The sequence below is a fragment of the Streptococcus sp. HMSC034B03 genome, from assembly GCF_001838575.1.
Classification (GTDB): Bacteria; Bacillota; Bacilli; order Lactobacillales; family Streptococcaceae; genus Streptococcus; species Streptococcus anginosus.
Genome location: NZ_KV837632.1, coordinates 311,923 through 321,781 on the forward strand (window position 1 = coordinate 311,923; position 9,859 = coordinate 321,781).

Consider the following 9,859-nt stretch of genomic DNA (forward strand, 5'->3'; position numbering starts at 1 on the left):
TTTTATCCACCAAATATTGAAGCTAGAACATTAAGATTTCCCAGCATAAGTAAAATTCCCATCAAGATGATAAGTAACCCGCCAATTTTCTTTAGTAGTCCCATATAAGGTTTTATTTTCCCAAAATGGCGTAAAACAATAGAAGAGGCAAGCGCCAAAATGAGAAATGGGATAGCAAGACCAAGGGTATAAACTAACATGAGGAAGCCACCTTGTACTGCTCCATTACCACCAGAAGCTGCAATTGCGAGAACAGAACTCAAAACAGGACCTACACAAGGTGTCCAACCAAAGCTAAAGGTCACACCTAGCAAGAAAGCATTGTAAAAATCATTTCTATTTTTATCTTTTTTTAATTGAACACTTTTCTGTCGTTGTAGTAGCTTAAAATTGATCAGTTCCATTTGATGAACACCGAGCAAAATAACAATTGCTCCTAATACATAGCGGAACCACTCTGTATAGAGAACTTTTCCCAAAAAGCCAGCGCCATATCCAAGAATTAAAAAGACTACGGACAATCCTGCAATGAAAAATAGTGTTTTTATAATTCCGTACCAAGCAATCTTCTTTCCAAAAATAGTGATTGTTCTTGGTTCATCTGTATCCAATAAAATACCAACATATACAGGCAGCAATGGCAATATACAAGGCGAGAAAAATGATAAAATTCCCGCTAGAAATACAGAAATCAAAAACACAATAGATATCATTATCTTTTCCTCCTCATTTTCTTTCTAAGAAAAGTATACACTGGCTCACTATTTAAAAATATAGGATACGATTTGTAAAAACTTGAATTTGATATGGTCATAAAAAAACTATCACTTTTCGTGATAGATGTTTTTAATTATTCCATTTCAAATGTGTCACTTTTTTGTTTATTTGGCAAAAACAAAGATAACACAATCCCAACAATCGTCGGTACCAGCCAAGGAATTGAAGCTTGTGCAAATGGCAAAGCATTGATTAAATTACTCACACTAGTCAATTTAAATTGCGAGCCAATAATATTCGCAAAGGCAATAATTGTTACAACTGCTACCGTTAGCTGCATTCCAATCTTAGATAAGGCAAGAAACTTATTGACAATCACAATCATTACAATCGCAATGGTAATCGGGTACAAAATTTGCAAGACAGGAACTGAATACTGAATAATCGCTCCCAAACCAAGATTTGCAATTGCAAATCCAATCAAGGTAAAGACTGTTGCAAAAGTTTTGTAGCTGATTTTAGGAAAGGTTTTATTGAAAAATTCTGATGTTGAAACAATCAAACCAACCGTAGTCGTAAAGCAGGTCACTGTTACCATGGCTGCAAGGAAAATCTGTGCTGTCGGACCAAAAATAGCTTGTGTAGCTTGAGATAAGACATAAACTCCTTTATTGGCATCAGAAGCCATTACATCAGTCGGAATTGGGAAATGATTTCCAAGAAATCCTAATCCAATATAAAGCGCACTAAATCCCAATGCAACAACAATTCCAACAATCCAAATCGTTGAGATATATTCTTTTTTATTAGCAAAGCCGAGTTGGTTCAATGTTTGCACAGCGATAACGCTAAAAGCAACAGAGGCAAGTGCATCAAGCGTATTATACCCTTCAAGAAAGCCAGTTCCAAAAGCTGCTTTTGCGTATTCCGTGCTAGCATCTTGCGGTGCAGCTGCTCCATATTTTATCGCTCCTAAAATGACTAGAATGACAATCAAAATGGCAAACACAGGAGTCAAAATCCGACCAATCCGATCCAAAATTTTGGAAGGATTTAATGAAATCAAGTAAGCAGCCACAAAATACAAGATTGTAAAAATAATAAGTCCTAATCCAGTCATATTACTCGAAAGCAATGGTGCAATCCCAACTTCATAAGAAGTCGTTGCCGTCCGAGGAATGGCAAAAAATGGACCAATCGCTAGATACAGAACTACCAAGTAACTGGTCGCAAACCAAGGAGAAACCTTTTTAGAAATTTCGTAAACATAGCCTTTGGGATTTAAAGTACCGATAATCAATGTTAAAATAGCAATTCCAACTCCTGAAAGCACAAATCCTGCAATCGCTGACCAGAAGTGTTCGCCAGACAAAGCTCCTAAAGTTGGCGGAAAGATTAAATTCCCTGCGCCGAAAAATATTCCAAACAAGAGTAATCCTGTCAGTGCTCCTTTTTTAACCATCTTCTCTCCCTTTTCTAAAATTCAGTATGTTCAACTATTATAACAGATTCTTACAATACTTCAAGTGATATAAAGTTAAAATATTGCACAAATTCTGAATGTTTGAGCAAAACAAAAGCAGCATAATCAAGTCATGCTGCCATATTCTTATTTAATCCCTAGGGCGATGCGTGCGTAGCGACTCATTTTATCCACAGTCCATGCTGGATACCACACCAGTCTCACTTCTACTTTGCTCACTTCAGGTACATCTGACATCGCATCATGAATCTGATCAGTTAATAAGTCAGCCAGCGGGCATCCCATTGTTGTTAAGGTCATATCAATCTGCGTCTCACCATTTTCACCATTGAACCGAATTTCATAAATCAAACCAAGATTTACAATATCAATTCCTAATTCAGGGTCAATAACTTGTTCCAAACTTTCCAAGATACGATTTTTAATATCATCAATTTGTTCGTTTGTGTATGCCATGGTGCCTCCTTTTGTCTACTAATCTTCAATAAAGTCACGAAGTGGCTTGCTACGACTTGGATGACGCAATTTGCGTAGGGCTTTGGCCTCAATTTGTCGAATCCGTTCACGAGTCACGTTAAAGACTTTTCCAACATCTTCCAGCGTACGCATTTTACCATCATCTAGACCGAAACGCAAACGTAGTACATTTTCTTCACGGTCTGTTAATGTATCAAGAACCTCGTCTAATTGCTCACGTAGGACAATACGTGTTGTGTAATCAACTGGATTTTCAATCACTTCATCCTCAATGAAATCGCCAAGATGACTATCATCTTCTTCTCCAATTGGAGTTTCAAGAGAGACCGGCTCCTGGGCAATCTTCAAAATTTCACGAACTTTATCTGGTGTCATATCCATGCGCTCAGCAATTTGTTCTGGCGTTGGATCTTGTCCCAATTCTTGCAAAAGATTTCGTTGCTCCCGCACTAATTTATTGATTGTCTCAACCATGTGAACCGGAATCCGAATCGTACGCGCTTGGTCAGCAATCGCACGAGTAATCGCTTGACGAATCCACCAAGTGGCATAGGTCGAAAATTTGAAACCTTTGGTATAGTCAAACTTGTCAACGGCTTTCATCAATCCCATATTGCCTTCTTGAATCAAGTCAAGAAACTGCATGCCGCGTCCAACATAGCGCTTAGCAATAGAGACAACCAACCGCAAATTAGCTTCTGCCAAACGTTGTTTCGCTTCTAAGTCGCCTTGCTCCACAAGAACAGCTAATTCTTGCTCTTCTTCATTGGTCAATAACGGAACAACACCAATTTCCTTTAAATACATACGGACAGGGTCGTTCACTTTAGCAGAATTGCTACCAAGCAACTCCTCATCTGTTAATTCAGCTTCTTCTTCCTCTGTATTTAAAACCCGTTCACTTGGGTTGCCCTCTTTATCCGTAATAGCAATCCCTGCGTCCTGAATCCGTTGAAGAAGATCTTCAATGCCATCAGCTTCCAAAGTAAATGGAATGACTAGCCGATCATTGATTTCATCATCGGTTGCTGTACCAGTTTTTTTATGGTTGCGAATAAATTCTGCAACTTGAACATCAAAAGTTGTTACTTCTTTTTGTTTTGTAGCCATTCCTACTCCATTCTCCTTTTTTGAGCAATAAATCGCTCTAGCTCTTCTAATGCCGTATCTGCATCCCCACTATGAGATGCTTCACGGACTTTTTTACCAATCAATTGATTTTCTTTGCGAAGCAATTCCTTATCTCGCGTTTGCTCCACTTCAATCAGTTCCTGCTCAGAAACTTCCTCTGGTAGATTTTCTTCTAAGACCCGATACCAAGCTTGCTGTACCGAATCATTTTGCTCAGACAAATCTTGTGGCGTTACCTCGCCATTTGTTTTTAAAATATCGTACAAAGTCTGCAATTCTACTGTTGCGAAATGAAAATCTTTCCTCAAACGATAATCATTTAAAATTACAGGATTATCAATCATCCGCTGCAGAAGATGACTCTCTGCCTTAATTAGCCGTGATACTTGCCGTGTTATCGGAATGTCAAGTCTTGACACTTGTTGATGCGATTGCTGTTGTTGCTCTCTTCTATTTACTAAACGATGATTATTAACAGCTTGCTCCACCTGCTGGTAGTCAAAATCAGGTAACAATTCAGCTAACATATAAATATAGGAATTTTGTGCAGTGATTGATTGAACCTGTGAAATCAGCTGAGACATTTGTTCAACAAATTCAATTTGAGCTTGCAAGTTTTCGATATTATCTGGCTTCAGATAGTTCAAAAGAAACTCTATATCACTAATTCGTGTTTTAGTCAGTAAATTTTGTAAATCATCAGCAGAATTTTTTTTGATAAATTCATCCGGATCCATATTATCAGGAATCCTGACAATTTCAACTGATAAATTATGCAATTCATTCAGAGCTTTTGCTGTCGCTGCTTGTCCTGCTTTGTCACCATCGTACGTTAAAATAATTTTCTTTGCGAACTTACGAAGATGCTCCACATGCTCATGCGTCAATGCTGTCCCCATAGATGCTACAGCATTTTCAATTCCAGCACGATAAGCGGCTATAACATCCATAAAGCCTTCCATTAAGTAAATTTCGTGACTTTTCTTGATAGTCGCTTTGGCCTTGTCCAGATGATACAACTCATAGCTTTTATTGAAAATCGGTGTACTGCGACTATTTTTATACTTCGCGACTTTCTGCTCTATATCGCTTGGTTGCCAAATACGACCTGAAAAAGCAATGACTTGTCCTTTATCATTTGTCAATGGAAACATAATCCGATTTTGAAAGGCGTCATAAACCAAATTGTTATCAGCTAAGTTGAACAAACCAGAATTCATAATGACTTGCTCATCAAACTTTCCACTAACACTTTTATAAAGATAGTTATTTTCATTGGGCGCTAAACCAATTTGAAAATGCTTGATAACCTCATCTGTTAAGCCACGTTCATAAAGATAAGAACGTGCTTCTTCTCCTATCTTTGTTGTCATCAATACTGCATGGTAAAACCTTGCAGCTTCTGCATGAATATCATAAAGTGCTTGATGAGGATGTGTATGTGTTGACAGCTCTTTTCTACTATGCTCTATTTCTAATGGAAACCCTGCACGATCGGCAACAATTTGTACAGCGTCCATAAAAGAAACACCACGATAATCTTCAATAAATTTAAAGACATCACCTGACTTTCCACAGCCAAAACAGTGATAAAATTGTTTTTCTTCTACTACATTGAATGATGGAGTTTTTTCCCCATGAAAAGGACAAAGCCCCAAATAATTCCTTCCGGCCTTTGTTAGAGCAACGACTTCTCCTATGATTTCGACGATATTGACGCTATTTTTAATATCAGAAATGATTTCTTTATCAATCAATAGACAACACCCCCAATTTATCATAGAATAACAATTTACATTTTATAATAAATTTATCAAAAAGTAAAATATTCACTATATTTTTTAGACATTTTATTGACTTTCCCCTTTTTTTGGATATAATATAGTTTAGTATTTTGAAAGGAAAAAGAAAATGTTAAAGGACCTTAAAGAGTTTTTGCTTCGCGGCAATGTAATTGATTTGGCGGTCGGTGTTATTATTGCCAATGCTTTTGGAGCTATTGTGACTTCGCTTATTGGAGATGTTATTACTCCACTCTTTCTCAATCCAGCTTTAAAAGCTGCTGGTGTAGAACAAATTGCTGGTTTAAAATGGAATGGGATTGCATACGGTAGTTTCTTAAGCGCTGTTATCAATTTCCTCGTCATCGGAACAGTTCTCTTCTTCATCGTCAAGTCTGTTGAAAAAGCGCAAAGTCTTACTAAAAAAGAAGAAGACACTGCTGAAGAAGCTGCAGGACCAACTGAATTAGAAGTTCTTCAAGAAATCAAAGCCTTGCTCGAAAAGAAATAGAGGTTAGGGAAAAATTAAAAGATTGTAAGAGTTTGAGAAGTGTTTTATCTCAGACTCTTTTCTTTTGAAATAGCCACAAAAAAACAGGACTTCAATCCTGCTTTTTCTTTTATTAGAATTTTTTACGTTTACGAGCTGCTTCTGATTTACGTTTACGTTTTACAGAAGGTTTTTCATAGAATTCACGTTTGCGTGTTTCTTGAAGAGTACCAGCTTTAGTAACCGCACGTTTGAAACGACGAAGAGCATCGTCAAGGGATTCATTCTTGCGTACTACGGTTTTTGACATTTTTTTCACTCCCTTCAAGCTTAAAATCTTTTAAATTTTATCATATTAAAATACACTTGTCAAGTCTTAGAAATTAGGAGAATGTGGTAAACTTTTGTAGAACAAGCAATATGTATTAACTTAAAAGAGAGTTGATTTTTAGCAAATTTTTCAAAAAATCTGCCAACTACTTCATTCTGTAATCTAGGCTGCAAATTTATCGAATTTGTTCAAAATGCAAATGAACTGCGATATGATCGCCATAGCCGTTCCGGTCTAAATCACGTTGCAAGCGGTAGGAAATATAATGCTCGGCAATGGTGATATAACCAGCACCTAACAGGCGATTTTCTACCATAGATTGGATCATACTGATAGTAGCTCGTTCAACACCAGCCTCCTCTAAATCTAACACTACTTTTTTAGTTACAAGCGCTAAATTTTGACGGAGATCGTCTGTCAAGACATAAACCGTTTGTGCTGCTTTCAAAATAGCTTGATAAATTTTATCTGGATTAAAATCAGTAACTTCTCCATTACGTTTGATGACTTGCATAGAAAACTCCTTTAGTTTTATTCGTTTCATTAAGAGAATACAGTTTATTATACTATTTTTGTGCTGATTCTCAAAATGATAGATACTTTAAATATCTATCAGACAAAAGTTACATTTTATTTAAATTCTATTTTATTATCATTTCTTCACTGTTGATTTTAATCATCTCAATCAAAAAGACAAACACTCGAAAACAGAGTTGTTTGCCTGTGGGAAGAAAGATTAGATTTTTTCTAAAATCTTCAATTATTTAATCTTCGTTATTTCTTTTACGACGGCGAGCACTAGCTAGAGTTCCTAAACCAAGTAGCAAACCTAATGCAGCAACCTGATCTGCTTTAGTACCTGTAGCAGGCAGAACTTTTTGACCAGTATTTTGTTGTCTAACTAACAATGGTTTTGGTTGGTAAGTTCTGGATAAGTGTAATTTTTGTACTTCTCCATCTGTTTCTTTTTGAGCCTTCGGAGGAAGTTGACTTTTCAATTGCTCATAGTTTTCTTGTAACTTGGTATAAATTGAACGAGAAATCTCTAGTTTTGCTTCTTCATCTTTTAACGTTTTAACCTTAGAGGCATAGTCAGCTTGTGCAGCTTGAAGAGCCTTTTGAGCTGCTTCAAGTACTTGTGGTGCATTTTGTAATTTTTCCAAGTTATCTTGTGCTTCTTTTAGCTTGGCTTGACTAGCTTGCAAAGCGTCTTTTGCCTTGGCAACATTTAATTCTGCTGTAATTAAGACTTTCTTGAGTTCTGCTAATTTATTTTTAGCAGTTTCTAGTAATCCTTGTTCTTTTGCTAATGCTGCTTGTTTTGGTGCCAACTTGGATGCAATAGTTGCAGTTGCGCGCTTCAAAGCAGCTTCTTTTGTTACAACATTTTGCTTCGCTTTTGTCAAGGCCGCTTCAGCTGTAATCACTCCAGCATTCGCAGTAGCAAGGGCAGCTGAACGATTCGCAGCCAACTTTTGAAGATCTGCTAATTTTGCTTTTTGAATATTTAAAGTAGATACATAACCCGTTCTTTGAGCTCGTAACATGCCTAATTGTTTTTTCGCTGCTGTTGCTTGTGCATTTGCAGCATTTGCAGCATCAGCAAAATTACGGATTGCTTGTTCATACGCGTCTGCAGTAAGAAGAGTACCGTTATTAACACGCGCATTAAAATTATGTTCGCTATAGAATCCAACTTCAGACGTTCCATATACATTGCTGTATTGATTTGGAACTTTATCATATGCAGCTGAAATGGTATTAAAGTTTTTATCCATCATTTGAAGATAGTGACCAACTCTATAGAAGAAAGCAAGTTGACCACGATTACGTAAGGTGGTATAAATTTGATTGGAATCAATGTTTCGCTCATTAGTTGTTAAGCCATACTTAGCTGCCTCAGCCATATAGATAGATTTTTCCTTATGCCAGAAGTCAACGGCTCCTTTCGGAGTAAAACTAATCGCTACATTTTCATTTCTCAAATATTTGCCCATATGCCAATCTGCTCTTTCAAAATAAAGAGTTTGGACTTGGCTGGCTGGATTCTTGTAAGGATCAATCAATAATTCTTTTAATCCAGCTTGTCTACGATAAGCATTGATAGCTCTAACCAATTCAATCGCTTTTAAGTTATTTGCTAAAGTTGCTGGACTTGTTGCGTCAGAACCAACTGTAATACCGTCTTCACGTTTAGCTCTTTCATAAGTTGCTAGTGCTTCAGCAGCTGCATTACGAATCGCTTGGTTGGCTCCATTTGTTTTAGCGTGTTGTAAAAATTCACCATAGGTTGCCTTGTTTAAATCAACGTTTCTTCTATTGGTAGCTGACTGTTCAGCACGGGCTACTTCAGCGGCTTTTTGATCAATAGCCGCTTGATTTTCTGCAACTTTTTGCTCACTTTGCTTGACTTGCTCAGTCGCTGAATTGATTTCTTTAGGAAGATTAGCAACTTCTTCCTTCATTTTAGCAAGATTATTTTGCTTTTCTGCTAAATCTTTTTCTGCTTGTTTTTCTGCATCTTGTGCTTGATTGAGCTCTTGCTGCTCATTTGCAACCGGAGCTTTTGCTGTATCTAATTCACGTTGTGCTACATCAACAAGTGATTGTTGCCCTGCAACAACATTTTCTTGATTTTTAACAGCTTCTTTTGCCTTTGTTTCAGACTGCTCTGCTGCTTGAACTTTATTTTCCTCTGTTGTAACCGTCTTCTCTGATGTCGCCACTTCTTCTTTTGCGGTTTCAATAACTTCTGGAGTTGCTTCTTTCTTTTCTGCCTCAGCATTTGCAACAGCTTTTTCGCTATCTGCCACCGCGTCCTTTGAAGTATTTACATCTCCTTTGACTTGCTCTACAACTTTTTGCTGAGCATCTGTTTGAACCTTTGCAGCATCGGCTTGTATCTTTGCTGATTGAACATCTGTTTCTGTAACTGGTTTGGTGATTTTTTCAGATGTCTTTGGCTCAGTAGATTGTGTTTTTACTTCTTCAGCATTTACTTGATGTGATAAACTGCCCGAAATAATAGTGGTTGCTGCTAAACCGGTCGCAACTACTGATTTTTTAATTTTTCTCTCCATTAGACGACCTCCTAATATACTTGTTACTTTTCATTATAAACCATTTCAACCTAAATTACAATTCCGCTAATGTATTACTCAGATAACTATTTCATTAAATTTCTTTTACATTAAACAATGCCCAATAATGAGTTCTGTAATTTTGATACTAAGTTTTTCTTGAGAGTACAAAAACATCACCGCGATTTGTTATAGAAATGTAAAAGTTTTACAGTTACTTAAATCTTGAGAGTACAAAAACTTCTTTCAAACTTCCAAATTGAGTTACTAAGTTTTACAGTTACTTAAATCTTGAGAGTACAAAAACCTGTATCCACACCCATTATCCCAACACCTCGTTTTACAGTTACTTAAATCTTGAGAGTACAA

9 protein-coding genes are annotated in these 9,859 nt (G+C 36.8%); 1 reads left to right on the plus strand and 8 read right to left on the minus strand.

Annotation, left to right across the window (positions count from 1 at the left end; translation table 11 throughout):
* Nucleotides 1-2: 2 nt before the first annotated feature.
* From ccdA2 to dnaG, 5 genes are all read right to left on the minus strand, one after another.
* A complete protein-coding gene (gene ccdA2 / locus HMPREF2634_RS06320; protein ID WP_003024626.1) occupies nt 3-713 on the minus strand; it encodes a thiol-disulfide oxidoreductase-associated membrane protein CcdA2 in 711 nt (236 codons plus the stop codon).
* A 137-nt stretch (nt 714-850) separates the two neighbouring features.
* Complete coding sequence (gene brnQ / locus HMPREF2634_RS06325; protein ID WP_021001660.1) at nt 851-2,179, minus strand: branched-chain amino acid transport system II carrier protein; 1,329 nt, start codon at nt 2,177-2,179, stop codon at nt 851-853.
* A gap of 147 nt (nt 2,180-2,326) precedes the next feature.
* Nucleotides 2,327-2,656: a metal-sulfur cluster assembly factor gene (locus HMPREF2634_RS06330; RefSeq protein WP_003024629.1), complete on the minus strand. Its 330-nt coding sequence runs from the start codon at nt 2,654-2,656 to the stop codon at nt 2,327-2,329.
* Between the two features lie 18 nt (nt 2,657-2,674).
* The gene (gene rpoD, locus HMPREF2634_RS06335) at nt 2,675-3,787 is read right to left on the minus strand and encodes an RNA polymerase sigma factor RpoD (RefSeq protein ID WP_003024631.1); all 1,113 of its coding nucleotides are present in this window, start codon (nt 3,785-3,787) and stop codon (nt 2,675-2,677) included.
* A gap of 2 nt (nt 3,788-3,789) precedes the next feature.
* Nucleotides 3,790-5,565, minus strand: a complete 1,776-nt coding sequence (dnaG, locus tag HMPREF2634_RS06340; RefSeq protein ID WP_282187182.1) for a DNA primase — start codon at nt 5,563-5,565, stop codon at nt 3,790-3,792.
* A 154-nt stretch (nt 5,566-5,719) separates the two neighbouring features.
* On the opposite strand from dnaG, the gene mscL reads away from it, so the two are divergent.
* Nucleotides 5,720-6,100 (plus strand): large conductance mechanosensitive channel protein MscL, encoded by a 381-nt coding sequence (mscL, locus tag HMPREF2634_RS06345; RefSeq protein ID WP_003024637.1) that lies wholly within the window; start codon nt 5,720-5,722, stop codon nt 6,098-6,100.
* Nucleotides 6,101-6,212: 112 nt separating this feature from the next.
* Here mscL and rpsU read toward each other — a convergent pair whose 3' ends face one another.
* From rpsU to HMPREF2634_RS06360, 3 genes are all read right to left on the minus strand, one after another.
* Nucleotides 6,213-6,389 (minus strand): 30S ribosomal protein S21, encoded by a 177-nt coding sequence (gene rpsU / locus HMPREF2634_RS06350; protein WP_000048054.1) that lies wholly within the window; start codon nt 6,387-6,389, stop codon nt 6,213-6,215.
* 196 nt (nt 6,390-6,585) lie between these two features.
* On the minus strand, nt 6,586-6,924 hold the full coding sequence (locus HMPREF2634_RS06355) for an ATP cone domain-containing protein (protein WP_003024641.1): 339 nt from the start codon (nt 6,922-6,924) through the stop codon (nt 6,586-6,588).
* 250 nt (nt 6,925-7,174) lie between these two features.
* The gene (locus HMPREF2634_RS06360; protein WP_057489651.1) at nt 7,175-9,490 is read right to left on the minus strand and encodes a CAP domain-containing protein; all 2,316 of its coding nucleotides are present in this window, start codon (nt 9,488-9,490) and stop codon (nt 7,175-7,177) included.
* Nucleotides 9,491-9,859: the final 369 nt, after the last annotated feature.

Bases quoted from the DNA above. Each gene is read 5' to 3' on its own strand.
- HMPREF2634_RS06355 (WP_003024641.1), bottom strand. From the start codon at position 6,924: ATGCAAGTCATCAAACGTAATGGAGAAGTTACTGATTTTAATCCAGAT.
- mscL (WP_003024637.1), top strand. From the start codon at position 5,720: ATGTTAAAGGACCTTAAAGAGTTTTTGCTTCGCGGCAATGTAATTGAT.
- rpoD (WP_003024631.1), bottom strand. From the start codon at position 3,787: ATGGCTACAAAACAAAAAGAAGTAACAACTTTTGATGTTCAAGTTGCA.
- HMPREF2634_RS06360 (WP_057489651.1), bottom strand. From the start codon at position 9,490: ATGGAGAGAAAAATTAAAAAATCAGTAGTTGCGACCGGTTTAGCAGCA.
- rpsU (WP_000048054.1), bottom strand. From the start codon at position 6,389: ATGTCAAAAACCGTAGTACGCAAGAATGAATCCCTTGACGATGCTCTT.
- HMPREF2634_RS06330 (WP_003024629.1), bottom strand. From the start codon at position 2,656: ATGGCATACACAAACGAACAAATTGATGATATTAAAAATCGTATCTTG.
- ccdA2 (WP_003024626.1), bottom strand. From the start codon at position 713: ATGATATCTATTGTGTTTTTGATTTCTGTATTTCTAGCGGGAATTTTA.
- brnQ (WP_021001660.1), bottom strand. From the start codon at position 2,179: ATGGTTAAAAAAGGAGCACTGACAGGATTACTCTTGTTTGGAATATTT.